The sequence below is a fragment of the Photobacterium arenosum genome, from assembly GCF_014841115.1.
Lineage (GTDB): Bacteria > Pseudomonadota > Gammaproteobacteria > Enterobacterales > Vibrionaceae > Photobacterium > Photobacterium arenosum.
Window position 1 is genome coordinate 113,283 of sequence record NZ_JACYTP010000002.1, and the last position, 26,286, is coordinate 139,568.

General features: G+C 50.7%; 27 protein-coding genes. 18 read left to right on the top strand and 9 right to left on the bottom strand.

Translation table 11 applies throughout. The annotated features are described in order from the left end of the window. Position 1 precedes the first annotated feature (1 nt). The 4 genes from nqrF (at position 2) to dinB (ending at position 3,853) form a co-directional block, all read left to right on the top strand. Positions 2–1,225 carry an NADH:ubiquinone reductase (Na(+)-transporting) subunit F gene (gene nqrF / locus IFO68_RS03695; RefSeq protein ID WP_192014647.1) on the top strand — a complete coding sequence of 408 codons (1,224 nt, stop codon included), beginning with the start codon at positions 2–4 and terminating at the stop codon, positions 1,223–1,225. Positions 1,226–1,370: 145 nt separating this feature from the next. Further along, the gene (locus IFO68_RS03700) at positions 1,371–2,390 is read left to right on the top strand and encodes an FAD:protein FMN transferase (protein WP_192015036.1); all 1,020 of its coding nucleotides are present in this window, start codon (positions 1,371–1,373) and stop codon (positions 2,388–2,390) included. Between the two features lie 14 nt (positions 2,391–2,404). Beyond that, on the top strand, positions 2,405–2,626 hold the full coding sequence (nqrM, locus tag IFO68_RS03705) for a (Na+)-NQR maturation NqrM (RefSeq protein ID WP_027253869.1): 222 nt from the start codon (positions 2,405–2,407) through the stop codon (positions 2,624–2,626). A gap of 144 nt (positions 2,627–2,770) precedes the next feature. After that, a complete protein-coding gene (gene dinB, locus IFO68_RS03710; RefSeq protein WP_192014648.1) occupies positions 2,771–3,853 on the top strand; it encodes a DNA polymerase IV in 1,083 nt (360 codons plus the stop codon). 69 nt (positions 3,854–3,922) lie between these two features. On the opposite strand, the gene IFO68_RS03715 is transcribed toward dinB, so the two are convergent. Together IFO68_RS03715 and IFO68_RS03720 are read right to left on the bottom strand one after the other, a co-directional pair. Then, positions 3,923–5,383, bottom strand: a complete 1,461-nt coding sequence (locus IFO68_RS03715) for an aminoacyl-histidine dipeptidase (RefSeq protein WP_192014649.1) — start codon at positions 5,381–5,383, stop codon at positions 3,923–3,925. A gap of 130 nt (positions 5,384–5,513) precedes the next feature. Next, positions 5,514–7,157: a methyl-accepting chemotaxis protein gene (locus IFO68_RS03720; protein WP_192014650.1), complete on the bottom strand. Its 1,644-nt coding sequence runs from the start codon at positions 7,155–7,157 to the stop codon at positions 5,514–5,516. A gap of 1,034 nt (positions 7,158–8,191) precedes the next feature. On the opposite strand from IFO68_RS03720, the gene IFO68_RS03725 reads away from it, so the two are divergent. The 6 genes from IFO68_RS03725 to IFO68_RS03750 all read left to right on the top strand — a co-directional run bounded on the left by IFO68_RS03725 (position 8,192) and on the right by IFO68_RS03750 (position 14,578). Then, positions 8,192–9,481 carry an NCS2 family permease gene (locus IFO68_RS03725; RefSeq protein WP_192014651.1) on the top strand — a complete coding sequence of 430 codons (1,290 nt, stop codon included), beginning with the start codon at positions 8,192–8,194 and terminating at the stop codon, positions 9,479–9,481. Positions 9,482–9,532: 51 nt separating this feature from the next. Next, entirely contained in the window at positions 9,533–9,991 is a 459-nt protein-coding gene (gene gpt / locus IFO68_RS03730; protein WP_192014652.1) for a xanthine phosphoribosyltransferase, read from the top strand. 166 nt (positions 9,992–10,157) lie between these two features. Continuing rightward, on the top strand, positions 10,158–11,414 hold the full coding sequence (frsA, locus tag IFO68_RS03735; RefSeq protein WP_192014653.1) for an esterase FrsA: 1,257 nt from the start codon (positions 10,158–10,160) through the stop codon (positions 11,412–11,414). 137 nt (positions 11,415–11,551) lie between these two features. After that, positions 11,552–11,956, top strand: a complete 405-nt coding sequence (crl, locus tag IFO68_RS03740; RefSeq protein WP_192014654.1) for a sigma factor-binding protein Crl — start codon at positions 11,552–11,554, stop codon at positions 11,954–11,956. Between the two features lie 118 nt (positions 11,957–12,074). Further along, positions 12,075–13,235, top strand: coding sequence for a glutamate 5-kinase (gene proB, locus IFO68_RS03745; RefSeq protein WP_192014655.1), 1,161 nt, complete (start codon positions 12,075–12,077; stop codon positions 13,233–13,235). Positions 13,236–13,321: 86 nt separating this feature from the next. Next, positions 13,322–14,578, top strand: coding sequence for a glutamate-5-semialdehyde dehydrogenase (locus IFO68_RS03750; protein WP_192014656.1), 1,257 nt, complete (start codon positions 13,322–13,324; stop codon positions 14,576–14,578). A 48-nt stretch (positions 14,579–14,626) separates the two neighbouring features. On the opposite strand, the gene IFO68_RS03755 is transcribed toward IFO68_RS03750, so the two are convergent. From IFO68_RS03755 to narQ, 6 genes are all read right to left on the bottom strand, one after another. Further along, positions 14,627–14,842, bottom strand: coding sequence for a DUF2897 family protein (locus IFO68_RS03755; protein ID WP_192014657.1), 216 nt, complete (start codon positions 14,840–14,842; stop codon positions 14,627–14,629). A 1-nt stretch (position 14,843) separates the two neighbouring features. Then, a complete protein-coding gene (locus IFO68_RS03760; protein WP_225445034.1) occupies positions 14,844–15,533 on the bottom strand; it encodes a M15 family metallopeptidase in 690 nt (229 codons plus the stop codon). Beyond that, positions 15,530–16,663: a succinyl-diaminopimelate desuccinylase gene (gene dapE / locus IFO68_RS03765; protein WP_192014659.1), complete on the bottom strand. Its 1,134-nt coding sequence runs from the start codon at positions 16,661–16,663 to the stop codon at positions 15,530–15,532. The genes IFO68_RS03760 and dapE overlap by 4 nt, the downstream gene beginning before the upstream one ends. Positions 16,664–16,708: 45 nt before the next feature. Continuing rightward, complete coding sequence (locus IFO68_RS03770) at positions 16,709–17,056, bottom strand: ArsC family reductase (protein ID WP_161455596.1); 348 nt, start codon at positions 17,054–17,056, stop codon at positions 16,709–16,711. Positions 17,057–17,164: 108 nt separating this feature from the next. Continuing rightward, positions 17,165–17,800, bottom strand: a complete 636-nt coding sequence (locus tag IFO68_RS03775; RefSeq protein ID WP_192014660.1) for a response regulator — start codon at positions 17,798–17,800, stop codon at positions 17,165–17,167. Next, positions 17,793–19,544, bottom strand: coding sequence for a nitrate/nitrite two-component system sensor histidine kinase NarQ (gene narQ / locus IFO68_RS03780; RefSeq protein WP_192014661.1), 1,752 nt, complete (start codon positions 19,542–19,544; stop codon positions 17,793–17,795). Before narQ ends, IFO68_RS03775 begins: the two co-directional genes overlap by 8 nt. A 238-nt stretch (positions 19,545–19,782) precedes the next feature. Here narQ and napF point away from each other — a divergent pair, with 238 nt between their 5' ends. Genes napF through IFO68_RS03810 form a run of 6 tightly spaced genes read left to right on the top strand, consistent with a single transcriptional unit; the run spans position 19,783 to position 24,318 of the window. Beyond that, positions 19,783–20,271 (top strand): ferredoxin-type protein NapF, encoded by a 489-nt coding sequence (gene napF, locus IFO68_RS03785; RefSeq protein WP_192014662.1) that lies wholly within the window; start codon positions 19,783–19,785, stop codon positions 20,269–20,271. Positions 20,272–20,278: 7 nt separating this feature from the next. Beyond that, positions 20,279–20,608, top strand: coding sequence for a chaperone NapD (locus IFO68_RS03790; RefSeq protein WP_192014663.1), 330 nt, complete (start codon positions 20,279–20,281; stop codon positions 20,606–20,608). Next, positions 20,605–23,091, top strand: coding sequence for a periplasmic nitrate reductase subunit alpha (gene napA / locus IFO68_RS03795; RefSeq protein WP_192014664.1), 2,487 nt, complete (start codon positions 20,605–20,607; stop codon positions 23,089–23,091). Before IFO68_RS03790 ends, napA begins: the two co-directional genes overlap by 4 nt. Positions 23,092–23,103: 12 nt before the next feature. Beyond that, the gene (locus IFO68_RS03800) at positions 23,104–23,580 is read left to right on the top strand and encodes a nitrate reductase cytochrome c-type subunit (protein ID WP_192014665.1); all 477 of its coding nucleotides are present in this window, start codon (positions 23,104–23,106) and stop codon (positions 23,578–23,580) included. 14 nt (positions 23,581–23,594) lie between these two features. After that, entirely contained in the window at positions 23,595–24,170 is a 576-nt protein-coding gene (locus IFO68_RS03805; RefSeq protein ID WP_192014666.1) for a NapC/NirT family cytochrome c, read from the top strand. Positions 24,171–24,180: 10 nt separating this feature from the next. Then, positions 24,181–24,318, top strand: a complete 138-nt coding sequence (locus IFO68_RS03810; protein ID WP_081669337.1) for a TIGR02808 family protein — start codon at positions 24,181–24,183, stop codon at positions 24,316–24,318. 276 nt (positions 24,319–24,594) lie between these two features. On the opposite strand, the gene IFO68_RS03815 is transcribed toward IFO68_RS03810, so the two are convergent. Continuing rightward, positions 24,595–24,936 carry a DUF2956 domain-containing protein gene (locus IFO68_RS03815; RefSeq protein ID WP_192014667.1) on the bottom strand — a complete coding sequence of 114 codons (342 nt, stop codon included), beginning with the start codon at positions 24,934–24,936 and terminating at the stop codon, positions 24,595–24,597. 305 nt (positions 24,937–25,241) lie between these two features. On the opposite strand from IFO68_RS03815, the gene IFO68_RS03820 reads away from it, so the two are divergent. Together IFO68_RS03820 and IFO68_RS03825 are read left to right on the top strand one after the other, a co-directional pair. Further along, entirely contained in the window at positions 25,242–25,769 is a 528-nt protein-coding gene (locus tag IFO68_RS03820; protein WP_225445036.1) for a DUF2919 domain-containing protein, read from the top strand. A gap of 19 nt (positions 25,770–25,788) precedes the next feature. Then, entirely contained in the window at positions 25,789–26,190 is a 402-nt protein-coding gene (locus IFO68_RS03825) for a hypothetical protein (RefSeq protein ID WP_192014668.1), read from the top strand. Positions 26,191–26,286 lie beyond the last annotated feature (96 nt).

The following is a 26,286-nucleotide window of genomic DNA, read 5'->3' on the forward strand; positions in this document are numbered from 1 at the left end:
CATGGATATTATTCTTGGCGTAGTTATGTTCACCTTGATTATCCTGGCTCTGGTATTAGTGATTCTGTTCGCTAAATCCAAGCTGGTACCATCTGGTGACATTACTATCTCAATCAATAACGACCCGGAAAAAGCAATCACGACCCCTGCGGGTGGTAAACTTTTGGGCGCACTGGCAGGCAGCGGCATCTTTGTCTCTTCTGCTTGTGGTGGTGGTGGTTCATGCGGTCAGTGCCGCGTGAAAATCAAATCTGGTGGCGGCGATATTCTGCCAACGGAACTGGATCACATCACTAAAGGTGAAGCACGTGAAGGTGAGCGTCTGTCTTGCCAGGTTAACGTGAAAGCCGACATGGACATCGAACTGCCGGAAGAAATCTTTGGTGTTAAAAAGTGGGATTGCTCTGTTATCTCTAATGATAATAAAGCGACCTTCATCAAAGAGCTGAAGCTGGGCATTCCAGACGGTGAGTCAGTACCATTCCGTGCTGGTGGTTATATTCAGATTGAAGCGCCACCACACCATGTTAAGTATGCTGATTACGACGTACCTGAGAAATTCCGTGAAGACTGGGACAAGTTCAACCTGTTCCGATACGAGTCAAAGGTTAACGAAGAAACAATTCGTGCTTACTCGATGGCGAACTATCCGGAAGAGGAAGGCATTATTATGCTGAACGTGCGTATCGCTACGCCGCCACCTCGTAACCCGGACGTGCCACCAGGTATCATGTCTTCGTATATCTGGTCACTGAAAGAAGGTGATAAGGTGACTATCTCTGGTCCGTTTGGTGAATTCTTCGCGAAAGATACCGATGCTGAGATGGTGTTTATCGGCGGTGGTGCAGGTATGGCACCTATGCGTTCACACATCTTTGACCAGCTGAAACGTTTGCAGTCTAAGCGTAAGATGACTTTCTGGTATGGTGCTCGTTCTAAGCGTGAAATGTTCTATGTGGAAGATTTCGATATGCTGCAGAACGAAAACGATAACTTTAAGTGGTACTGCGCCCTGTCTGATCCTCTGCCAGAGGATAACTGGGACGGTTACACCGGCTTCATCCATAATGTGCTTTATGAAAACTACCTGAAAGATCATGATGCACCGGAAGACTGCGAATACTATATGTGTGGTCCACCGATGATGAACGCTGCTGTTATCAGTATGCTGAAAGACTTGGGTGTTGAAGACGAAAACATCCTGCTGGATGACTTTGGTGGCTAATCCTGCCTGAGGTCTTCCTTTAAAATGGCTGATCCCTTGGGATCAGCCATTTTTCGTCAAGCCCTGCATAAATTCTTTAGCGCGTATCAATGCCGTGTGAGCGGTAACTGAGTGACATTGTCTGTATTTGGGAGATCCCTGCATGATGAAACTATTCACCCGGGCAGCTGTGCTGCTGGTGATGGCACTGGTTGTCAGTGGCTGTAGCGAGCAACGTCAGTTAATTCACCTGACCGGCTCAACAATGGGGACCTATTATTCGATCAAGTTGATTGAGCAGGAAGGCTTACCGAGCGAAGTGGCACTTCAGAAAGAAATTGATCGCCGCCTTGAATTGGTTAACGATCAGATGTCGACCTATCGTGAGGACTCCGAGCTCAGCCAATTTAATCAGCATCAAAGCCGTGAACCGTTTGTTGTGTCGGCTGATACGGCGGCAGTCGTCCGGGAAGCGATTCGCTTGGCAAAATTGACGGATGGAGCGCTGGATGTGACGGTTGGCCCCCTGGTTAACTTATGGAGTTTCGGACCGGAAGCCCGTCCGGATGTGGTACCGACGGATGAAGAGCTGAGTGCTCGACGTCAGGAAATCGGCATAGAGCATCTGAAAGTCGAAGGTAACGCTTTGGTAAAAGATTTGCCCGGACTGTATGTTGATCTGTCATCCATTGCGAAGGGTTATGGCGTCGATGTTGTGGCTGACTATATTGCTTCTTTGGGTGTGAATGACTATCTGGTTGAAATCGGTGGTGAAATTCGCCTGAAAGGCAAGAATCTGGAAGGTGTTCCATGGCGGATAGCCATTGAAAAGCCAACAGAAGATGGCAGCCGTTCGATACAGGAAGTGGTTGAGCCGGGGGAAATGGCGGTGGCCACTTCGGGTGATTATCGTAACTATTTTGAAGAAAATGGTGTACGCTATTCACATCTGATAAATCCTAAAACAGGTAAGCCGATTACCAACCATGTGGTGTCAGTGACTGTGATGCATCCGAAAAGCATGACAGCAGATGCTCTGGCAACGGCATTTTCTGTAATGGGAGAAGAGAAAGCAATTGCACTGGCAAACCAAGAAAAATTGCCAGTTCTGTTAATTGTAAGTACGGAAGAAGGCTTTAAGGAATATGCCTCTGATGCCTTTACGACTTACATGCAGAAGAAATAAGTTGAGAGCATAGTATGTTGGTATATGTAACAACCTTTGGTGTTTTTCTGTTGGTCATAGTCGCTATGGCTGTCGGCTATATTTTCCAGCGTAAAACGGTAGCTGGTAGCTGCGGCGGCCTTGGCGCGGTTGGCATTGAAAAAGAATGTGACTGTCCTGAACCCTGTGATAAGCGTTTGAAACGTGAAGCTCGCGCCGCCAAGCAGGAAGAATGGAAGAAAAATCAGATCATCTGATTATGACTGGCGTTCTCGCTGAGTAAAAAGCCCGTGGTTAAAACCGCGGGCTTTTTGTTGCTCGCTATCTGCAAGGTGAGCACATATAATACTGTGTATAAATACAGCTATCTATTATCCAGTCACATGTTGAAAGCCGATGTTATGTCAGATAAAAACGTGACCAACAGCCATCAACGGAAAATTATCCATGTTGATATGGACTGCTTTTTTGCGGCGGTTGAGATGCGCGATAACCCTGAACTGCAACATGTCCCTATTGCTATCGGTGGGCGATCTGAACAGCGGGGAGTGCTCAGTACCTGTAATTATCTGGCCCGGCAATTCGGCGTGCGTTCTGCTATGCCGACAGCTCAGGCGATGCAGCTCTGTCCGGACCTGGTACTGGTGCCCGGCAGGATGGCTGTTTATAAAGAGGTCTCGCATCAAATCAGGGCGATTTTCCGGCGCTATACCTCGCAGATCGAACCCCTTTCTCTCGATGAAGCCTATCTGGATGTCACAGACAGCCACCTGCACCGAGGTTCAGCGACTTTAATTGCTCAGGACATCCGTCAGGCTATCCGTGAAGAGTTGCATCTCACAGCTTCCGCAGGGGTGGCACCGGTAAAATTCATTGCCAAAATAGCCTCCGATATGAATAAACCGGATGGTCAGTATGTGGTGACGCCAGCCGGCGTGTCTGATTTTGTGGCCGAGTTGCCATTGGAGAAAATACCTGGAGTTGGCAAAGTCACCATCCAAAAACTGCACGATATCGGCCTGTATCTCGGCAAGGATGTACAAGCTTATGACAGGCGGGAATTGTTAAAGCAGTTTGGCAAGTTTGGCCAATCACTGTGGGCGCGTGCACACGGCATTGATGAGCGTGACGTTGTGGTCTCGCGTGAGCGAAAATCTGTGGGTGTCGAGAGAACCTTTTCCCGCAACATTGTTGATTATGCTCAATGCTGGCAAGTCGTTGAGAAACTGTATCCTGAATTGGAAGCACGGCTCAGAAAAGTGCGTCCGGATCTGCGTATTGCCCGTCAGGGAGTCAAAGTGAAATTCGCCGATTTCCAGCAAACCACGGTCGAGCATAGTCAACCGGTATTGCAGAAGCAGCAGTTCGCCGCTTTACTGACCGAAGCCCTGACCAGACAAAAAGGGCGGGAAATTCGCTTAGTTGGTATCAGCGTCGGGCTGGAATCGGGCGTCAAAGCGCAGCAATTGTCGTTTGACTGGTAGGTGTGTTTTAGGAAACTCAGGTTTTCCGGAACAGACAAAGGGGAGCGGATACGCTCCCCGCTGCATTTATCAGGCTTTCACCGGGATCTGTTTCAGGATGGCGACCATTTGCTCCCAGAACAGGCCAACGGTTTTAATGTTCACCTTTTCGTCGGGGGAATGCGGAAATTTAATGGTCGGACCGAAAGAAATCATATCCATGTTTGGGTACGGCTCTTTAAACAAGCCACATTCCAGGCCAGCATGGATCACCATGATATCCGGGATATTACCGTAAATCTCTTTGTAAGTGTCGCGGAACAGATGCATCACTTCTGAATCCGGGTCTGGTTTCCAGCCCGGATAGGCGCCGGAGAACTCACACTGTGCGCCAGCCAGCTGGGCCAGGGCGCTCAGCGCGTGTTCAACACTGCTACGGCCAGAGTCAATCAGAGAGCGGATCAGACACAGCAGGGTCACGCGGTCAGTCTCTGTGGTGATCACGCCCAGGTTCAGTGAGGTTTCAACGACACCGGGAATGTCGTCGCTCATGCGCACAACACCGTTCGGACAGGCATTGATCAGTGCCAGAAGACGTTGCTGGCTGTCAGCACAGAGCACATCTACAGGCAATTCGCTGTTTTCAACCGACAGTTTGATACCGGTTTCTACGTTACCCAGCTCGGTATTCAGTATGTTTTGGAAATGACCGAAGCGATCCTGCAGCGCATCAGCCTGTCTGGCTGGCAGCGTAACGATGGCAAAGGCTTCGCGGGGAATCGCGTTGCGCAGTGTGCCGCCTTTGAGGCTGTGTACTCGCAGCCCCAGCTCTGCGGCATGGGCAAACAGGAAACGTCCCAGCAACTTATTGGCGTTGGCACGGCCGGTGTGAATATCACAGCCAGAGTGGCCGCCTTTCAGGCCTTTGATCATCAGTTTGACAGCAGTGTGCTCTGCCGGAACCGTCTCACGCTCAATCGCCAGAGATAGCTCGGCATCAACGCCACCGGCGCAACCCATGTAGATTTCGCCTTCCTGCTCTGAATCGGTATTCAGCAGAATATCGCCTTCCAGCCAGCCTTCCTGCAGACCAAATGCACCTGTCATACCGGCTTCTTCATCAATAGTTAGCAGTACTTCCAGAGGGCCGTGCTCAATATCTTTCGAGGCCAGTACAGCCAGACAAGTTGCCATACCAATACCGTTATCTGCCCCTAAGGTCGTTCCTCTGGCGGTTACCCACTCACCGTCGATATAAGGCTGAATTGGGTCAGCAGCAAAGTCGTGATCTGTGTCTTCATTCTTTTGCGGAACCATATCAATGTGTGCCTGAAGCACCACGCCTTTGCGGTTTTCCATTCCCGCAGTGGCTGGCTTTGTAATAAATACGTTGCCAGTGGGATCTCGGCGTACGGCCAGGCCTTCGGTTTCAGCAAAACGTATGATGTGTTGAGCCAATGCTTCTTCATGCTTGGACGGGTGTGGTATAGCGCAAATTTGATCAAAGAATTGCCACACGATTTGTGGCGAAAGATGGCTGATTTCAGACACAGAACTCTCCCTAATAAACTGTCATTCATGCTGCCTTACCCGGACTATCATAGGGTGAATTTCCGGGACAGGCAGATGAATATCTTACCTCAGCCACAGGGAGCTTGCTATTAATCCACTTTGCTTTTCGCTAAATCTTAAATTGAGAGATCTGTACATTAAGGTGACGACCACTAGCGAGCAGTTGCTCACTGGCCGCCGCAATCTGCTGACCCTGTGAAACATGGCTGTGACTGTGTTCACTCAGTTGCGACAGGCTGATGTTAATGGCTTCTGTCGCATCGGACTGCTGCTGGCTGGCATCGGCAATGTGTTGATTCAGATCTCGAATAGTATGAATTTGCTGACTGATCGCTTCCAGTGCATTGGCGACATCCTGGGTATGTTTTACCGTACTGGCTGACTGCTCACTGGTCTGGATCAGGGCGTTACTGACATTGCTGGAGCGATTCTGCAGCCGGGTGATAATGGATTCTATCTCATTGGTACTGGACTGAGTGCGGGTAGCCAGAGTACGTACCTCATCGGCGACTACGGCAAAACCACGGCCCTGCTCGCCAGCACGGGCTGCTTCAATGGCGGCATTCAGGGCCAGCAGGTTGGTCTGTTCAGCAATGTTGCGGATCACGTCCAGCACAGCTCCTATGGCTTCAGAGTCTTCGGCCAATGCTTGCGCACTTTTATTGGTTTCATCCAACAAGGCGAGCAGGGCACGCATTTCCTCTCCCGAGCGAGATACAACACTCAGCCCCTGTTCACTGTGAGATTGCGCTGTTGTTGCGGCGTCGGCAGCTGTTGCTGCCGAGCGTGCGACTTCCTGGTTACTGGAATGCAGCTCTGTCATGGCCGAGGCGACGGAATCCACCCCCTGATGCGCCTGACTTGCACTCTCGGCCGTGGTGTTGGCGACGGCATTGAGCTGACTGGCGGCCGAACTGATATGCTCACTGACGGGTTCGACAGCACGCAGCATGTCGGTGATTTTATCGGCAAACTGGTTGTAGGCAGTAGCGATGAGGCTCAGTTCATCATTACCCTGAACCGGCAGGCGCCGGGTTAAATCACCTTCACCGCGGGAAATATCCTGCATGGCCAGCAAGGTGGATTCACACGGGGCGGTAATGCTGCGGCCTATCACTTTGGCCAGAAGCAGCATCAGGATCAATGAAGCGGCCAAAATGAGCCCGAGGCGTTGTAACTCTGTGTAAAACAGCGCTTTGACATCATCGACATATATCCCAGATCCCAGAATCCATCCCCAGGGGGCAAATCCTTTTACATAGGAAATTTTATCAACAGGCTCAGAGTGACCTGGTTTTTCCCACTGATAATCGACAAAGCCCTGGCTTTGCTGCCTGACGACGTCTGCCATGCTGACAAACAGTTTGTTGCCGAGCGGATCTTTGAACTGGGAGAGATCTTTACCGTCCAGTTCGGGTTTGAACGGGTGCATCACCATGTTGGGATGGTTATCGTTAATCCAGAAGTAATCATTATTTTCATAGCGAAGGCTGGCGATGGCCAGTTTTGCCTGCTGTTGTGCTTCAATGCGTGTCAGCTGGCCCTGAGTTTCCTGCTGGTAGTAGTAAGCCAGCAAACTGTGGGCACTCTCGACCAGGTTTCTGGTTTTATCTCGTTTTTGGTCCAGAAGGGTTTCCTGATAGCCAGATATAAAGGTAATCAGAGGGAGCAGGGTCAGAATGGTAATGATCAAGCCCAGCAGATACAGACGGCTGCTGATAGATAGTGAACGTAAGTGAAGGAGTTTTGTCATAGCGCTTTCTTCCTTGCTTGCACTCAGGCAAATGACCTTCACTGATGTTGTCTGCTTCTTCGGAAATTAGGTATGCCACTTTAGTCTCATTTGTGTGGATTTATGGCCTGGTTAACATAGTTCGTGGTGTAATAAATTACCGTTAATGGGTGTTATTGAGAGGTTTATTCACAAAAGTGTGACGTAGTTAAAATTAAAGTTGTAATTAAATTACCATATGGTTATTATTATCCCAAGTTGAAAAACGATAGTTAGCACAGGGAAAGGTCAGTGCATTAACTCCAGGGAACCGAGATTGGTGGCCAGGTTGCTCTCAGTTAGCCTCCAGGCAATAAAAATATATTAGGAAGTCGTTGTCATGAATGTATATGAATCCACAGCAAAATTTTGGAACAATAAAGGCGTTTTCAGTGGTGCGTTTAGCTACCCGCGATCTTTTGGTTACTGATAATTGAATTGCTCAAGGCACACATCCCCCTGATGTGCCTGCAACTTTAGCGTTGCGAACAGATGTTCACCCCCTAACTTTCAAGACTAATCAGATAATTGCTCTGCTGCAGTGATTGCTGCCGACAGAGACCCGATGACTTAGTTTTGCCGCCACCCGGGAAAGGGTGGCGTTTTTTTTATCTTCCGCTTAACTCATTTTACTTTCACCCGGCATTTTTGATGATAATGTTGTGAAAAGGAATGTATTCGATTACACCCTGCCTAACAGAGTAAAGACTTCACTCTTTATATATGATTAAGCGTTTGCTTTTGCTGTGAAAAATTTAATCGCTTAAATATCAATCATGAATGGTTAATTTTAACTTGTTGATTTTTATTATATTTAATGGGGTTTCGGTGTTGGGTTGGATTAAAATCAGCCATATATCTGACATTGACTGATATTTCTGACCCGTCTGGTAATTTACTACTGATAAGCCTATAATCGCCCCCCAAAATTACTGTGACGCAATCGTTTACTATTTGCTGTTATACTTTTTGCGTTTCAGAGGTAGCAAACACTTTTCTCCAAGGACCAGAGAGCAATGCTAGAGAAGCTGTTTAAGTTAAATGAAAACGGGACCAATGTTCGTACCGAAATGCTGGCTGGTGCGACGACCTTCCTGACGATGGCCTATATCATCTTTGTGAACCCGTCGATGCTGGCGGCGACAGGAATGGATAAAGGGGCCGTTTTTGTTGCAACCTGTCTGGCGGCGATGATCGGCTGTTTCATGATGGGCTTAGTGGCAAATTATCCGGTTGCTCAGGCGCCGGGCATGGGGCTGAATGCTTTCTTCACTTATTCCGTAGTTTTGGGAATGGGTCATACCTGGCAGGTGGCGCTGGCGGCGGTCTTCTTCTCGGGCCTGTGTTTTATCGTGCTCAGTCTGTTGAAAGTCCGCGAGTGGTTAATTCATGCCATACCACTCTCGTTGAGGACGGGCATCACGGCGGGCATCGGGTTGTTCCTGGCATTTATTGCCTTGCAAAGTGCGGGGATTGTCGTCGATAACCCAGCAACGCTGGTTCAGGTTGGTGACTTCACCAGTTTCCCGGCAGCCATGGCAGCGCTGGGTTTCATTCTGACCATTGCACTGGTTCATCGCGGTTTAAAAGCTGCGGTTCTGATTGCCATTCTGATCATTACGGCACTGGGGATTTTGTTTGGTGACGTCCAGTACCACGGCATTGTTTCTTTGCCGCCAAGTCTTGCGCCAACCTTCATGCAGCTGGATTTCAGCGGTGCCATGGATGTAGGCCTGGTGTCGATCGTCTTTGCTTTCCTGTTTGTGGATCTGTTTGATACCGCCGGGACGCTGGTGGGGGCAACCACCAAAGCTGGCATGGTCGACAAAGACGGCAGGATGCCGCGCCTGGGTCGTGCGCTGCTGGCAGACAGTACCGCAACCTCCGTGGGTGCACTGCTGGGAACATCCAACACGACGTCTTACGTTGAAAGTGTTGCTGGTGTTGCGGCAGGCGGTCGGACCGGTCTGACCGCTGTGACTGTGGGTGTCTTGTTCCTGCTCGCGCTGTTCTTCTCGCCGCTGGCGGGCATGGTACCTGCTTACGCGACGGCCGGCGCATTGTTTTACGTCGCCATCCTGATGATGTCGGGGCTGAACAGCATTGACTGGCGTGACTTAACAGAAGCGGCACCTGTTGTTGTGGTCTGCCTGCTGATGCCGTTAACATATTCCATTGCAGAAGGGATCGCGCTGGGCTTTATCAGCTATGCAGCGATCAAGTTGCTCAGTGGTAAAGGACGCGAGGTGAATATCAGCGTCTGGGTTATTGCCGTGCTGTTTGCAGCTAAAATCATCTTTTTATAATTTGTTTATCGACCAGCGGTTTTTATTCGCTGATTTAGAGGTTCATCGGATATGAGTAATAAGTTCGTCATCACCTGGGACAACATGCAGAGTTACACACGCCAGCTGGCTGAGAAGCTGCTGCCGGCTGAGCAGTGGAAAGGCATTATCGCTGTGAGCCGTGGCGGTCTGGTACCGGCTGCCATTCTTGCGCGTGAACTGGGTATTCGTCATGTTGATACAGTCTGTATTTCAAGCTATGACCACGATCATCAGCGTGATATGAAAGTACTGAAAAAAGCAGAGGGTGATGGTGACGGCTTTATCGTGGTGGACGATCTGGTGGATACAGGCGGTACGGCTGAAATGATCCGTGCTATGTACCCGAAAGCAAAATTCGTTACCGTGTGCGCCAAACCTGCCGGTAAACATCTGGTTGATGATTATGTTGTCGATATTGCTCAGGATACCTGGATTGAGCAACCCTGGGATATGGCTGTGACTTATGTTGATCCAATTGCCAAGCGCTAAGTAAAACAGCTGCCCGGCATTTTTTCGAAAAGGAGCGAACAGGCTCCTTTTTTTGTGCCTGCCGTTTGGGGTAATGGCTGAGAAAACATATACAATATAGCCAGATTTAATGTTATCGCTGTGGTGGCGGTAGCAGGTTCTGAACCGACAAATGCAGGAGTCAATTGTGTCTGAGCCTTCTAAGGTAAACTTGTCTGAAAAATTGTTTGCTCCTCGTCAAACGACCAAAGAAACCTCGAGTCTGGTTAAACTGGCCCATACTTCATCCCAGGAAGTTCATAACGCGCTTGATGGGGACAGTGAAAGCGGCTGGTACCGGGTTCTGCGACGTCCGCAATGGATCTGGCAAGGCGTTGATCCTATTGAAATGGAAAGTGTCTTTGCCAAAATTGCCAGTGCCGAAGCACAACGCACCAATGATGAACTGCTGGATACAGTGATCGGCTACAAGCCTGGTAACTGGGTCTATGAATGGTCGCAGCTGGGCAGTAAATACCAGCGCTTAAGCCGCGAGAGCCTGGATAAAGGCGACAAAGAACAGGCCGCTAAGCTGCTGCTTAAAGCGAGCACCCATTATGGTATTGCGGCCTATCCGCACCTGAAGGGGGATGAGCTGGCCGCCCAGGCGGAGCTTCAGGCGACCCTGACCTACAAAGATGCCACCGAACTGATGCCGCATCAGGTGAAAACCATTGATGTCTCCTACCAGGGCAAAAAATTTCAGGCTTTTATTCACTTGCCTTGTACCGACAAGCTGTTGCCGACCGTGATTGTCAGTGGTGGTCTGGATACATTGCAGACTGAGCTGTGGCCCTTGTATCAGGATTACTTCGGACCGGCCGGTTTTGCGATGATCACACTGGATATGCCATCGGTTGGCCACAGTGCGGCCTGGCCATTAACCGAAGATACCAGCCGGCTTCATCAGGCATTGCTGCAACAGGTGCGTGATGTGCCCTGGGTTGACCATAACAGGGTCGCGATGCTGGGGATACGCTTTGGCGGCAATGCTGCTATCCGGCTGGGGTTTCTGGAGCCGACACGGCTGAAAACCAGCATCAGTATTGGCGGTATTATTCATGGATTACTGAGCCAGCCTAAGTTGCTGAACAGTATGCCCAGAATGTATCTGGACATGTTTGCTTCACGGATGGGGAAAAACTGGGTGTCTAAAGCAAGCCTGGTTTCGCATATGAGCGCCTGGTCGCTCAAGCAGCAGGGGTTGCTTGCCCGTCGTAAAGTCGACATCCCTATGCTGGGCGTCAGTTTAAAAGATGATCCTGTTTGCCCTGAGACGGATAACCAGCTGATTGCTTTATCAAGCCGGGGCGGGAAAGCGGTGACTGTACCTGCGGCACCTTTGCACGATGGCTACCACAGAGCGATGAGCACGGTAGTCGACTGGTTGAAGGACACACTGTAAAGGTCGCTTTGTCTGGTCCGAGGATGTAAATAATATGTTGCCATTTCATTGGCCTTGTGCGTTAAATGGTCATTCCAACAAGGGATATTTTCAGAAAGTTGCGCTTTTTTTGAACTCCGACTAAGGATGGACATGCTATGCCAACACAAGTCATTTTTCCTCCTCATGGCCGCCTGATGACCAAGCTGACCGCGCTTGGCCCGTATCTTCGCCAGCAGCACTCATCCGAAGGGCATTTTTTCTTCGATTGTCTTGCCAGTTGCATTAATGCCAAGAAAGCACCGGAAGAACGTGAGTTCTGGGGCTGGTGGCTGGAAATGGTTGAAACAGCGGCCGGCTATCAGTATCGCTATTATTTCGGGCGTTATGACATCAATGGCGACTGGCTGGAAGATAAAGTGCCGGCCAAACACCTTGAGCCAGTTCAGCAGACTCTGGATGATTTTTATCAGAAGCTTATCACTTTGCTTGATCAGGAATACTCGCTGACGCTGAGCCCGGCATCGGATCTGTCAGCACCGACTTTATCCGTTTCGGCCTGATTTTAGTATTAAACCCTGAAAAAACAGAAAATGCGCCGCTACCGGCGCATTTTTCTTGTGCTTTACGGTCGGGGTTGATAAAACAAATGCCATTCATCCGCATCCTTTTTGAATCTTCATGGCAGACAATCACGAAAAACACGCCAGTGAGCAAAGTGCTCACCATACAGAGAAAGCTGTAATACAGACCATAGTGGTGAAACTGGGGACCAGTGTGCTGACTGGCGGCACCCTCAAGCTGGACCGAGCCCATATGGTTGAACTGGTTCGTCAATGTGCTCATTTGCGACAGCAGGGGCATCAGGTGATTATTGTGACTTCCGGCGCCATTGCCGCAGGTCGCGAGCATCTGGGCTACCCTGAGCTGCCGAAAACCATGGCCAGTAAGCAGTTGCTGGCAGCCGTGGGCCAGAGCCGTTTGATTCAGGAATGGGAACAGCTCTTCAGTATTTATGGCCTGCATGTGGGTCAGATGCTGTTAACCCGTGCTGATCTTAATGACAGAGAGCGTTACCTCAATGCCCGGGATATGCTGCTGGCCTTGCTGGAGCACGGGATTATTCCTGTCGTGAATGAAAATGATGCCGTGGCAACGACTGAAATTAAAGTGGGTGATAACGACAACCTCTCTGCGCTGGTTGGTATTCTGGCCGGTGCAGACAAGCTGTTGCTGCTGACCGATCAGCCAGGGCTGTTTACTGCCGACCCGCGCAGCAACCCGGATGCGGAACTGATACGTGAAGTCCATACCATTGATGAAACCCTGCGTAAGCTGGCCGGTGGCAGTGTCGGCGGATTAGGCACAGGCGGTATGGCGACCAAACTGCAGGCGGCTGATGTAGCCCGCCGGGCAGGGATTGAAGTAATTATTGCTGCGGGCAGCAGACCGGAAGTGATTGCCGGAATAGTGAAGGGCGAGCAATTGGGCACGCATTTCCTGCCGCTGGAATCACCACTGGAAAGTCGTAAGCGCTGGATTCTGGCCGGTCCTCCTCCTGCCGGGGACATTATTGTTGACGCCGGGGCGGCTATGGCCGTAACACAGCGCGGCAGCAGCTTGCTGGCGAAAGGTATTACTGCGGTGAAAGGCGAGTTTGAGCGGGGCGAAGTGGCCCGCATATACAGCGCCGATGGCATTTTGCTGGCCCGCGGCATTAGCCGCTATTCAAGCCTGGATATCGCGAAAATTGCCGGTAAACACAGCCAGGATATCCACAAGGTGCTGGGTTATGAATACGGGCCGGTTGCCGTACACAGGGATGATCTGGTACTGATATAACCAGAAACAGATAATCAACCCCAAGCCTGTTCAGATGGCTTGGGTTGAATTGACTTGGTAGAGACAGACCGACAAAGGGGAACAGGGTGGAATTGCAAGCAATGGGACAGGCAGCCAGGCAGGCTGCTTTTACACTGGCAACGACAGCAACAGCGCAGAAAAATCAGGCGCTGGCGTTTATCGCCGATGAACTGGAAGCCCGTCAGGCAGAAATTCTGGCAGCCAATGAAAAAGATCTGGCTGCGGCGCGCGAAAGCGGCATGTCTGAGGCGTTGCTGGATCGGCTGATGCTGAATGCATCGCGTCTTGCGGCCATCGCCGGTGATGTGCGCAATGTGATTGGTTTGCCGGATCCCGTTGGTGCCGAGTTGGATTCTCGTGTGCTGGAAAATGGTATGCGCCTGAGTCGCCGCCGTGTTCCGTTAGGTGTAGTGGGTGTGATTTATGAAGCCCGCCCGAACGTGACGATTGATATCGCAGCGCTGTGTCTGAAAACCGGTAACGCCAGCATTTTGCGCGGGGGACGGGAAACCTTCCATTCCAATATGGCGCTGGTCAGTGTTATTCAGCAGGCGATGGAAAAAGCGGGCTTGCCTGGCGCATCGGTGCAGTATATTGCCAAACCGGATCGCGAGCTGGTCTCTGAGCTGCTGACCATGGATCAGTATGTCGATATGATTATTCCCCGTGGTGGTGCCGGCCTGCACAAAATGTGTAAAGAAAAAAGCACGATTCCTGTGATTATCGGCGGCTTTGGTATCAGCCATGCCTTTGTCGATCAGTCTGCTGATTTGGTGCGCGCGCTGGATGTGGTGGAAAACGCCAAAGTGCAGCGTCCGTCCGCCTGTAATGCTCTGGATACACTGCTGGTTCATGACGCGGTGGCAGCCGATTTTCTGCCTGCACTGGCAGAGCGCATGAACCAGAACAAAGTGACGCTGGTCGCTGAGGGTAAGGCGCTGGAGATGCTGCAAGGTCAGGCCGCTCAGCTGCGCGAGGCACAAGAGGGAGATTTTGATACCGAGTGGCTGAGTTATACCCTGGGGGTGAAACTGGTGCCTGATGTGGAAGCGGCTATCCGTCATATGCAGGATCACAATGCCAGCCATTCCGATGCCATTCTGACCAATGATCTGATGTCGGCTGAGCGTTTCATCAATGCCGCAGGTTCTGCCGCTGTGTATGTCAACGCTTCAACCCGGTTTACCGATGGCGCACAGTTCGGACTGGGCGCAGAGGTTGCGGTGTCTACCCAGAAACTGCATGCGCGAGGCCCTATGGGGCTGGAAGAGCTGACAAGCTACAAGTGGGTTGGGCAAGCGGATTATCTGTGCCGCCGCTGAGGCCAGGACAGCGCTGAATGAGTAAAATAACCGGTTCAAAGCAACCGGTTATTTTTTGTCTGTCGCATCGTTCTGATCTGCTGCATCGTCCTGGGGGTGTTTATGCTTCAGGTTCTCGACTTCCTGCTGTTTTCGTAACAGCTCCTGGGTTTTGTCATGGCGGCCAAATTTCATATTGGCCGTGTATTTAATGGCGGCAATATTGCTGACCACCACACTCACAATGATGATAGAGATAACCCAGGGATTGAGCAGCCATTCCATCTCAGACCTCACAGATGTTGTTGATGTACTTACTATAAAGCGTATCAAGGTTTGCCAGAATATGCGATTTTCCTGCAACAGGTTGATCGCCTATCACAGTGGCAAGCTGGCTTGGCGTTAGCTGTTCCCGAAGCGACTGACTGACAGGAAAATAGCTGATATGCCAGGGCTCGACAGCGACACCTCCTAAATCAACGGCATAAGGCCGGTAAAAACCAAAACGGCCCATATTGTCCGTCAGCCAGGTGTTGAACGCAGCCTGATGTCCGCCTTCTTCGTATTCCCAGGGCTCTAACTGTAACTGGGTGTCTTGCGGCAGGCAGTTGCTGGCATAGACATCCAGATCCGTTCCCCAATGATGGCGGCTGGCACCGGGCAGAGCCGACCAGCGTAAAATCGCCCGGATCTTATCAAGTTCGCTCAGACAGCTCGTATCCAGCGGCTGGCTGCAGCTGTCCAATATAGGACGCACGCCGTTGAACTTGTTATTCCAGATCAGCATCTGGCGCTCAAAGGAGCGAAAAGCGCTGGCAATCGTCAGCTCAAACCCGGCGTCAGTGGCCGCCTGCTGTATGGCGGCCAGCGCAGCATGAACGTCCTGATGAATCAGGCGGTGCTGATACTCACAGAGATGGCTTTCATCCAGCCCTGTGAGTTGCTCCAGCGTCAGTGTGCTTTTACTGAGTGTCATGCCAGGGCTTTTTCCATCACTTTCTGGTACATATCGGTGAGCTTTTCCAGATCGGCCATCTTCACACATTCGTTGACTTTGTGAATGGTGGCATTAACCGGCCCCAGTTCGACCACCTGTGCCCCGGTGCGGGCAATGAAACGGCCATCCGAGGTTCCGCCTGTGGTCAGCAGTTCAGGACGCTTGTGGTTCACGTCTTCAATGGCGCAGACCACGGCTTCGAGTAAGGTGCCTTCGTCGGTCAGGAAAGGGTGACCGCTGAAAGTCCAGATAAGATCATAATCCAGCCCGTGGGCATCCAGCACTGAATGGACTTTGCGCTTGATGTCCTCCACCGTCAGCTCGGTACTGAAACGGAAATTGAACTGGACGTGGAATTCACCGGGGATCACATTGGATGCGCCTGTACCTGCAGCGACATTGGCAATCTGAAAACTGGTCGGTGGGAAGTAGTCGTTGCCATTATCCCACACCGCGGCAGAGAGTTCGGCCAGGGCCGGCATCGCTTTGTGAACAGGATTATCGGCCAGGTGAGGGTAGGCAACATGGCCCTGGACACCTTTAACAATCAGATCGCCCGTGATGGAGCCGCGGCGGCCGTTTTTCACCACATCGCCGACTTCATGGGTGCTGGATGGCTCACCGACAATGCACATGTCGATTTTTTCATTACGCGCTTCCAGTGTATCCACCACCCGCGTTGTGCCATTGATGAAGGGGCCTTCTTCATCAGAAGTGATCAGCAGGGCGATTGAGCCTTTGTGATCCGGATTCTCAGCCACAAAACGTTCAATGGCAACTATCATGCAGGCCAGCGATCCTTTCATATCGGCGGCGCCGCGGCCGTGCAGGTAACCGTCAATGACTGTGGGTTCAAACGGCGGCGTGTGCCATTGCGCTTCCGGTCCGGCGGGCACAACATCCGTGTGACCGGCAAACACAAATAAGGGAGCCTCTGTGCCACGGCGCGCCCAAAAGTTGGTGGTATCTTCAAATACCATGGTCTCAATCTTGAAGCCCAGTTTTTCCAGTCGGGCAATCATGACATCCTGACACCCGGCATCTGCTGGGGTGACTGATTGTCGGCTGATAAGGTCTTTGGCCAGGGCGATGACTGGGCTGTCTGACATCCGTGTTTCCTTCTTAATATTGCGTAGTTAATGTGATTGTGAACGTTAAGCAAAAATGGCCTGATACTGATCCGGTTTGAATCCCAGGTGGTAACTCTGGTTGTGAACCAGTAAAGGGCGTTTGATCATGGCCGGTTGTTCCAGCATTAATGTGAGTGCGCTGTCGCGGTTGAGGGTATTTTTCTGCTCGTCACTCAGCTGGCGGAAAGTGGTGCCCCGTTTATTCAGCAAGGCTTCCCAACCCAGTTCGGCTTCAAAGGCTTCAAGGAGGCTGCGATCCAGGCCGTCAGCACGGTAATCATGAAAACGGTACTCGATGCCTTGCTCATCCAGCCACTTTTTCATTTTCTTGATGGTATCGCAGTTTTTGATCCCGTAGGCGATGGTGCTCATAATCTAACCTGTTTTTCTGTCTGGCAGGAATAATAAAACAAGCCCCTTTTATAACGGGAATGAGCAGGGTTCGCAATGGCAAACCCTGATTGAAATGCGGGATGAGGACTATCTGTCCTGCGTTTGCAGGTAGATGACAGTGGCCGCGGTACGGGAGCCGACGTCCAGCTTTTTCAGCAGGCTTTTGATATGCACTTTCACTGTCGCTTCTGATATGAACAGCTGGACAGCAATATCTTTGTTACGTTTACCCTGAGCGACCAGATGGAGAATTTCTTTCTCTCTGCCGGTTAATGTACTGAGTGGATCGCCGGTGTTGGCGCTGTCTGCCAGATACTGACTGATTTGATGGCTGAATACCTGCTGGCCGGCAACGGCCTGATGCATTAATACCAGTAGTTGCTCGGGTTCGGTATCTTTCAGAAGATAACCGTCTGCACCGGCTTTGATCAGTGCGCGAATATCACTGGGGTTATCGGAAACAGTCAGGATAACGACTATCGCCTGGCTGTTCTGCTCACGCAGCGCACGCAGGGTATCTAACCCGGAGAGCCCTTTCATATTGAGATCCAGTAAAATCAGATCGGGTTCGTGCTCGCTGGCAGCATCCAGAGCCTGATAGCCGTTACTGGCTTCACCGACCAGCTCAAAACCGGTTTCCAGTTCCAGTAACTGGCCGAGACCGCGACGCATCAAAGGGTGGTCATCAACAATTAAAACCCGGTATGCCGGCGTGTTACTCATGGTTATTATCCTGTGTTTGTAACGCAAATTTCAGTTGAACCAGGCAGCCTTTGCCCGGTGCGCTGGTAATGGTCAGCTGGCCGCCAAGGCTCTCGGCGCGTTCATTCATGATAGACAGCCCGTAATGGGCAGCCTTGCTGTGATCCGGATTGAACCCCTGGCCATCATCGGCAATTTCAACCAGTACATGGTTTCCCTGCTGAAGACAGTCAACGGTTATCGTATTTGCTCCGGCGTGTTTAATAGCATTGATAACCGCTTCTCTGGTCAGGTGGAGCAGGTGAATGTGCTGCGCTGCGGTCAACTGGATTGAGGGCAACTGATTATGAAGCAAAATACTGGCATTGGTTTGATTACGCAGCACGCTCAGCATGTCGTTCAGGGCGTCGCCCAGCTTGCCGGGTTTGACTGACAGGCGAAAGGTATTGAGCAATTCGCGAAGCTGGCGATAGGCCTGCGACAGGCCATTGTCAATATCATTGATCACACCATTGGCAGTTGCCGGTGATGTGGCCAGCTGACGCTTGAGCAGGGTGAGCTGAATTTTCAGATAAGACAGCGCCTGAGCCAGTGAGTCATGCAATTCCCGGGCAATGGTGGCCCTTTCTTCCATCAGCAGCAACTGCTCGTTCTGGACCTGGATCTGATGGGCGTAGAGGGCGCGGCTCAGCAGATGGCCGACACTGATGATCAGTGCCGGGTCCGGGCACGGCAAGGTATGCTGCCACCAAAGCGTGCCCAGATGCTGGTTCTCCTGCTTCAGCGCATGATGATGCCAGGACTGATTCTCTGCCGGCTCTCCGGCCTGAAATTCCGTTCGTATACCTTGCCCTTCTTCAGCGACCAGCCTGATAGCGGCGAAGCCTTCCAGCTGTATCAGCCGGTCTAATACCTGGCTGAAGTGCTTGGCCTGAATGCGGTTCATGGATAATAACTGTGCGCAGTCATACAGGGTTTTCAGTGCGTTGTTGGCTTCTTGCAGCCGGTGCGTTTTCTCTTCGACGGTGCGCTCCAGCGCCTGATAACTTTGCCCCAGTTCTTCAGCCATCTGATTGAACGCTTTAGCCAGGGTGCCAAGTTCATTCTGGCAGTCTTCCTGCACCCGAACGACAAAATTGCGAGACTGTACCTGCTGGCTGGCGATGAGCAGGTTGTAAAGCGGTGGCACAATAAACCGCCGGCTGTACTGAATCGCAAATAACGCCAGCAGCAGTATCAGCCCCAGGCCCAGTCCGGCAATGATGGCCATTATCTGCAGTTTCTGCTTTGAAAATGCTTGTAACTCATAGACAAAGTGATCGATTCGGTCGACAAATTCGGGTACCTGGTGGATAAAAAAATCAGGGTGCTGACCTGTCAGTTCCGGGCTGATTCGTTGCCAGTCGTCCAGTATGGCCTGATAGCTTCGGGTCAGATCTTCTGGGGTGGTCAGCCCGAACAGGGAGGTCATCGCTGGGGTCGCCAGCGTCTGGCCGAACTGGGCGATATCCTCAGCATCCGCCTGACCTTTTTCTGCCAGCTGGAATGCCAGCCGGTAGCTCTGCATGCGCAGCGAACCCGCCAGATTAACGACCTCAGCGTCATAGCGGCTGGCATTGACGGCAAACATAGTTGCGCCTGTTGTCAGCAGGGAAAGTAACACAATTGCCAGCATGACTCTGGCCACGGTTCCCGTGACACTGCCGGCCAGCAGGCCAGCCTTTGGCAGGGTGTTTGAGGGAGATGAATCCGGACGTTTGGGCACACGTTCTCCTGCTAAGCGTGGGAGGCTTTCCATTTCAATTAGACTGTTTTCGCTGATGGTGAGCATTTTGTGAAGTTAAGCGTTGTACTTTCTTGATCTCAAACAAGCTTAGGCCCGAATTACCTCCTTAGGGGTATGTTACGACCAGAATACCCACAACTAATATATGTCTATACTTTGACTGTTTATCACTGAATGTGTTGCCTTTTAAAGGCAGTGGAACGAATACGTAATTCATATGGCTGATTTAGCACGACGATTCTGGCTCCGGCGAGACAGTGCGCTACAAGCGCCTCGTTTACCCTGGATGATTGACGATCAAGCGTTCACGGACAAGTGTACCCGTTGTCAGGCGTGCCTGAATGCCTGTGAGACAGACATCATTGTGCAAGGCGATGGCGGTTTCCCTCAGGTCGATTTTCAGCGTGGTGAATGTACGTTCTGTTACCAGTGTGCACAGGCGTGTCCGGAGCCGTTATTCCGTCCGCGCCAAGACCCGCCCTGGCAGGTCAGTATCACGATGTCCTCTGCCTGTTTAGCGAAACAAGGTGTGGACTGCCGAACGTGCGGAGACGAATGCGAACCTTCGGCCATACGCTTTGCCTTGCAGCCAGGAAAGGTTGCTCAGCCGGTAATCAGTGACGCAGATTGCACCGGCTGCGGTGCCTGCCTGTCCGTCTGCCCAACTCAGGCCATTCAGATTCAGTCTGTCACTAAAGTGGAATAACACGCTTATGAAGCAACGAAGTGCACCTTGTCATTCAGGTTCAGCGGTATCTGCCGGACCCTCATTTCTGCCTGAAGAAGTTCATATTTCCAGTCTGGTGGTGCATGTCAAACCAGAAGGGCTTGTGCAGGTAAAGGCACAGATCAATGCACTGCCACAGGCCGAAGTGTACGGAGAAAGCCCTGTTGGCAAACTGGTTGTGGTACTGGAGACGCCAAGCCACAGAAAAGTGACAGACATTATTGACACTATCAATGCATTTGAACATGTGCTGACGACGTTTCTGGTATTTCACCAGGTTGAGCAGCAGGGACCTGACTTTGAGGACACACCATGAAAATGACCAGACGGGCGTTTGTTAAAGCAAATGCGGCAGCATCGGCTGCAGCCGTGGCAGGGATCACTCTGCCTGCATCGGCAACCAATCTGATTGTGAGTTCGGATGAAACCAAAATTCACTGGGATAAAGCCCCTTGCCGCTTTTGTGGTACCGGCTGCTCAGTGCTGGTGGGGACGCAGGCGGGCAGGGTGATAGCGACTCAGGCCGACCCAGAAGCTGAAGTTAACCGGGGTCTTAACTGTATCAAGGGCTATTTTCTGTCCAAAATTATGTACGGCGCTGACCGCCTGACAACGCCTTTGCTGCGGATGAAGAACGGCCAATACCACAAAGAGGGTGACTTTCAGCCAATCAGCTGGGATCAGGCGTTCGATATCATGGCTGAAAAATGGAAAGCAGCGCTGAAAGCCAAAGGGCCAACCAGTGTCGGTATGTTCGGCTCTGGTCAATGGACAGTGATGGAAGGCTATGCGGCCTCCAAAATGATGAAGGCAGGGTTCCGTTCAAATAACATTGACCCGAATGCCCGACACTGTATGGCGTCGGCTGTAGTAGGCTTTATGCGTGCGTTCAATATGGATGAACCCATGGGCTGCTACGATGATTTTGAACATGCCGATGCGTTTGTGCTCTGGGGCTCGAATATGGCCGAGATGCACCCTATATTGTGGACGCGTATTACAGACCGTCGGCTCAGCCACCCTCATGTCAAGGTCAACGTGTTATCGACCTATTATCACCGCTCATTTGAGCTGGCGGATAACGGGATGATCTTCCACCCACAGACTGACTTGGCTATCGCGAACTTCATTGCCAACTACATCATTGAAAATGATGCGGTGAACTGGGATTTCGTCAATAAACATACTCATTTCAAACGTGCTGATACCGATATCGGCTATGGTCTGCGCGACGATGATCCTTTGCAAAAAGCCGCTGCGCATCCTAACTCAGGCGTCATGCATAACATGACGTTTGAGGAATACAAGAAATCCGTGTCTGAATACACGCTGGAAAAAACCGTTGAAATGTCCGGCGTGGAGAAAGACAAGCTGATCGAACTCGCCAAGTATTATGCTGATCCGGACACCAAAGTGATGTCACTCTGGACCATGGGTATGAACCAGCATACTCGCGGTGTCTGGATGAATAATCTGGTATACAACATTCACTTGCTGACCGGGAAAATTTCCCAACCCGGCAACAGTCCGTTTTCTCTGACCGGGCAGCCGTCGGCTTGCGGCACCGCGCGTGAAGTCGGTACGTTTGCACACCGCCTGCCGGCGGATCTGGTGGTGACCAATCCTGAACACCGTGCAACGGCAGAAAAAATATGGAAGCTGCCTGAAGGCACTATTCCGCCAAAGCCTGGTTTCCATGCGGTGCAACAGGATCGCATGCTGCGTGATGGCGTTCTTAATGCCTATTGGGTGATGTGCAACAACAACATGCAAGCAGGTCCGAATATCAACAAAGAGCGTCTGCCGGGCTACCGTAGCCCGGACAACTTTATTGTGTGTTCAGACCCTTATCCGACAGCCACTGCCCAGTCTGCGGATCTGGTACTGCCAACGGCCATGTGGGTCGAAAAAGAGGGCGCTTACGGCAATGCTGAACGTCGTACTCAGGCGTGGTATCAGCAGGTGGCTGCACCGGGTGAATCGAAATCGGATCTCTGGCAGATCATGGAGTTCAGTAAACGCTTCACAATGGAAGAGGTGTGGGACGAGGCTTTGCTCAATAGCATGCCGGAGTACAAAGGCAAGACGATGTATGACGTGCTGTTCCGTAACGGCCAGGTGGATCAGTTCCCGCTGGAGCAGGCGCAGGCGCTTAATGATGATGCCAAAGCGCAGGGGTATTATGTTCAGAAAGGGCTGTTTGAAGAATATGCCAGCTTTGGCCGCGGTCATGGTCATGATCTAGCCCCTTACGATGATTACCACAAAGCCCGTGGTTTACGCTGGCCTGTGGTTGAGGGTAAGGAAACACGCTGGCGCTATGCCGAAGGATCAGATCCTTATGTGCCTGAAGGAAAAGGTTTTTACTTTTACGGTCAGCCAGACGGCAAAGCCAATATTATTTTTGCGCCTTATGAACAGCCGCCGGAAGTACCGGATGAAGAATACGATATGTGGCTGTGTACCGGCCGGGTACTGGAACACTGGCATACCGGCACCATGACCCGCCGGGTACCTGAACTGTACAAAGCTGTGCCGGATGCGGTGTGCTACATCCATCCTGATGATGCGGAAAAACGCAATTTACGCCGGGGCGATGAAGTCATTCTGACCTCCCGTCGCGGTGAGGTGCGTTGCCGGGTGGATACCCGGGGCCGTAACAGACCACCGGTCGGACTGGTTTTTGTTCCTTTCTTCGATGCCCGGGTGTTGATCAACAAACTGGTACTGGATGCCACTGATCCCCTGTCAAAACAGACAGACTATAAAAAATGTCCAATCAAGATCAGAAAGGCGTAAAGGGAGTCGACCATGAAAATTACATCTAAATTTGCCAGTGGCTTGATGGTCTTGTTACTTGCATTCGGGGCGGCTCATGCCGCTAACGAAGAGCTGGTGGGCGGTAACGGTGGTCTGCATTCGTTACGTGGTCAGACGGAAATTAAAGATACTTTTCCCGGTGAAAACTGGAAAAAGTACCCGAAAGACGGCCAGCCGATTGACAGCGATTATGTGTATCAGCCGCCGCTGATTCCACACACCATACGCAACTACGAGGTGTCGCTGAATGCCAATAAGTGCTTGTCGTGCCACAGCTGGAAATACGCCAACGAAATGGGGGCGACTAAAATCAGCGTGACTCATTACCGTTCTCCTCGCCACGGGCAGGTTTTGTCAGATGTGTCGCCCAGCCGCTATTTCTGTTTGCAGTGCCATGTGCCACAGGCCGATGCGACTCCCTTGGTGGACAACACGTTCAAACGGGTTGATGCCCTGGATGAAAAATAACGACGGAGCCAGTTATGAATATCATTAAACGCTTCTGGCGTCGTCTGAGTTCGCCGAGTAAAGCGGCAGCGGGTGTGGTGCTGTTTCTGGGCTTTATGGGTGGTTTACTGTTCTGGGGGGCATTTAATACAGGGATGGAGGCCACGAACACTGAAGCTTTCTGCTCTGGCTGCCACGCACCCATAGTGAAGGAGATACGTGAAACCATTCATTACTCAAACCGCTCGGGTGTGCGGGCGATTTGTTCAGATTGTCACGTTCCTCATGAGTGGACAGACAAGATTGTCCGTAAAGTCCAGGCATCGAAAGAGCTGTTTGCGTTTGCGATGGGGACGATAAGCACCGAAGAAAAGTTTCAGGCCAGGCGGGGGCACCTTGCTCACCGCGAATGGAGCCGAATGAAAAACAACGACTCCAAGGAATGCCGGAACTGTCACCAATTTGACTACATGGATTATTCTGAGCAAGGGTCACGCGCAGTGAAACAGCATTCAGAGGCGCTCGCTTCAGGAGATAAAACCTGTGTGGATTGTCATAAAGGGATAGCCCACCGACTGCCTGATATGAGAGACGTTGAAGGCTGGCAATAAGGAGAGAGCAATGAGTACTCTAGAATCGATTATCTGGCATGTACTTGGCTATGCCGCCATGCCCGTGATTATATTAACGGGCTTTCTGATGGTTGCGGTTGTGTCTTTATGGATACTCTCAATCGGTAAAGATAAACCTGGCCGTTAAGTACAGCCATTTCCCTGACCAGGCGGCTTGTAGCTGATAACTAAAGCCGCCAGCCAGGCAGTATAGAGCGGCAGCCAGTCAGTCAGCAATGCAACAAATGGTGTGTGGCCTGTAAGCCAAATTTCACCCAAGTGAAGTACAGCAACGCAGGCCAAACCAAGCAAACAGATAATACGAAACACATTCCGCCCCATACATATATCCTTTGAAAATCTACGGATAAGTATAGATGCAAATGCTAATTGTTATCAAGTGCATTTGTGGGCTATTTATACATCACTTAATAAAGTGCCAACCAATGAATCCTGCCCAGGATAACACCAGTAGTATCCAAGCTATCGGACTCTGTGTGACGATTTTCTGCACTTCAGTGTGCTCCGACTGAGCCTGAACCGTGGGATCGGGCGCCGTTTTTTCTTTTAACTGCTTCTTACGAAACTTATCCCTTTCGCGCGCTTTGGCCTTTTGCTGTTTTTTATAGAGTTCGATGCCCTTCTGAATCCCTTGTGCGATCAGCTTGGTCTGTTCTTTTGTCTGTCCGGGTTTTTGTGTGGCTCTGGCAATTTGCATCGCTTCAGCTTGCGTTTCTGGTGAGGGTGATTGGGTCGTTTTGTTCATTGCGTGCTCGTTAATGGTAAATGTATCGATTTAATAGCATTTTATACCGTTGTTGTACTTGTGCTAAATGGCTGCATTTTGTAGGAATATTCCTACATATTGTAGTGTTTCACATCAACCAGCGCGCGATTTTTTTGGATCACAAGCTGTAGTAAGTGAATGAAATACCATTAGTTATTATCGTGATATTGAAATTGTTGCTTCTGAAGAAATCATAGTACTTTTCATTGTTTGTTAAATATACGTAAAACCGTGATCAAGATTACAGGTTAAGTAATTAATCCGTGCGTTATAACGCAGAACGAATGTCTGTACCTTTGCCAATTGATCCATATCATTTATTGTCAGGAAAGATAAATATGATTTTCCTGTTTCTGAGCGCCACACGCATGTATTCAATAGATGCTTACGACAGCAATGGTCTGCTTAAACCTTCCGGCTTGTTATGGTTAAGTATGCTGTTCAGTGCCAGGGGGTGGGGAGTATTTGTCATGGCTGGTGTAAGCCGGGCACAAGGTGCTGAGCTGCTCCAGTTGTTTTTTCCTCATACTGAGAATTTGTACTTCTTGATGGGGATAGGTTTGCCAGCCGTGTTCCTGATGTGGCTGAGTGGACTGAGACATAAAAATAACAACATGATAAATGGAGTATGGCGGTACGGCAGATTTGTTTTGCTGCTTGGTTATGCTCTTGATTTAATATTGCAAGTGTACCAACTGACATTGTTAAGAGGCGCCTTTAGCTGGCCGGCAGCGGTTACTTTGCTGGCAACCATTTGGCTAATGGCTTATCTGGTACGAAGTTCCCGAGTCAGACATACATTTGCCAATTAGCCTATGGAGAAAGTGTCAGATGAATGATTTGGGAAGAGGAGTTGTGCTGTTTAGCGCCTTACTTAGCCCTTTGGCAATGGCAGACTGGTTATTGAATGTGAACCTAGAGCTGTCAAGTGCAGGTTATCGTCAGTCGGTAGCGACTTCAATACAGTTGCTACCGGGTGAGGAAACAGTGATCTTTGGTACAACTGAAGGTGAGCAGCGGCGAAAGTTTTTCGGTAGTGCTGAATTACTGGAAGTATCCGCAGAAGAAGTCAAAATTAAATTTAAAATCCAGGAGCAACTGGATGATGGTGCCTGGCGGATATTGGCGGCACCAGTGATTTCGACCGGGCTGGATACACCAGCATCATTTGAGTCGTCGCAAGACGATGAACTGAACTCAGTAAAGCTGCAAGTTGCCGTGATGTCAGCGTAAAGTTTCAGCATATTCTGGATAAATGTGATAAAAGCGCCTTTTTGGCGCTTTTTGCTTTTTCTCTGCAACATTTTGTCGTAAATGAGCGTTTTTCTG

Coding starts and splice junctions, on each gene's coding strand:
- nqrF (WP_192014647.1), top strand. CDS start 2: ATGGATATTATTCTTGGCGTAGTTATGTTCACCTTGATTATCCTGGCT.
- IFO68_RS03700 (WP_192015036.1), top strand. CDS start 1,371: ATGAAACTATTCACCCGGGCAGCTGTGCTGCTGGTGATGGCACTGGTT.
- nqrM (WP_027253869.1), top strand. CDS start 2,405: ATGTTGGTATATGTAACAACCTTTGGTGTTTTTCTGTTGGTCATAGTC.
- dinB (WP_192014648.1), top strand. CDS start 2,771: ATGTCAGATAAAAACGTGACCAACAGCCATCAACGGAAAATTATCCAT.
- IFO68_RS03720 (WP_192014650.1), bottom strand. CDS start 7,157: ATGACAAAACTCCTTCACTTACGTTCACTATCTATCAGCAGCCGTCTG.
- IFO68_RS03725 (WP_192014651.1), top strand. CDS start 8,192: ATGCTAGAGAAGCTGTTTAAGTTAAATGAAAACGGGACCAATGTTCGT.
- gpt (WP_192014652.1), top strand. CDS start 9,533: ATGAGTAATAAGTTCGTCATCACCTGGGACAACATGCAGAGTTACACA.
- crl (WP_192014654.1), top strand. CDS start 11,552: ATGCCAACACAAGTCATTTTTCCTCCTCATGGCCGCCTGATGACCAAG.
- proB (WP_192014655.1), top strand. CDS start 12,075: ATGGCAGACAATCACGAAAAACACGCCAGTGAGCAAAGTGCTCACCAT.
- IFO68_RS03755 (WP_192014657.1), bottom strand. CDS start 14,842: ATGGAATGGCTGCTCAATCCCTGGGTTATCTCTATCATCATTGTGAGT.
- IFO68_RS03760 (WP_225445034.1), bottom strand. CDS start 15,533: ATGACACTCAGTAAAAGCACACTGACGCTGGAGCAACTCACAGGGCTG.
- dapE (WP_192014659.1), bottom strand. CDS start 16,663: ATGTCAGACAGCCCAGTCATCGCCCTGGCCAAAGACCTTATCAGCCGA.
- IFO68_RS03770 (WP_161455596.1), bottom strand. CDS start 17,056: ATGAGCACCATCGCCTACGGGATCAAAAACTGCGATACCATCAAGAAA.
- IFO68_RS03775 (WP_192014660.1), bottom strand. CDS start 17,800: ATGAGTAACACGCCGGCATACCGGGTTTTAATTGTTGATGACCACCCT.
- napF (WP_192014662.1), top strand. CDS start 19,783: ATGGCTGATTTAGCACGACGATTCTGGCTCCGGCGAGACAGTGCGCTA.
- IFO68_RS03790 (WP_192014663.1), top strand. CDS start 20,279: ATGAAGCAACGAAGTGCACCTTGTCATTCAGGTTCAGCGGTATCTGCC.
- napA (WP_192014664.1), top strand. CDS start 20,605: ATGAAAATGACCAGACGGGCGTTTGTTAAAGCAAATGCGGCAGCATCG.
- IFO68_RS03800 (WP_192014665.1), top strand. CDS start 23,104: ATGAAAATTACATCTAAATTTGCCAGTGGCTTGATGGTCTTGTTACTT.
- IFO68_RS03805 (WP_192014666.1), top strand. CDS start 23,595: ATGAATATCATTAAACGCTTCTGGCGTCGTCTGAGTTCGCCGAGTAAA.
- IFO68_RS03810 (WP_081669337.1), top strand. CDS start 24,181: ATGAGTACTCTAGAATCGATTATCTGGCATGTACTTGGCTATGCCGCC.
- IFO68_RS03815 (WP_192014667.1), bottom strand. CDS start 24,936: ATGAACAAAACGACCCAATCACCCTCACCAGAAACGCAAGCTGAAGCG.
- IFO68_RS03820 (WP_225445036.1), top strand. CDS start 25,242: ATGTCTGTACCTTTGCCAATTGATCCATATCATTTATTGTCAGGAAAG.
- IFO68_RS03825 (WP_192014668.1), top strand. CDS start 25,789: ATGAATGATTTGGGAAGAGGAGTTGTGCTGTTTAGCGCCTTACTTAGC.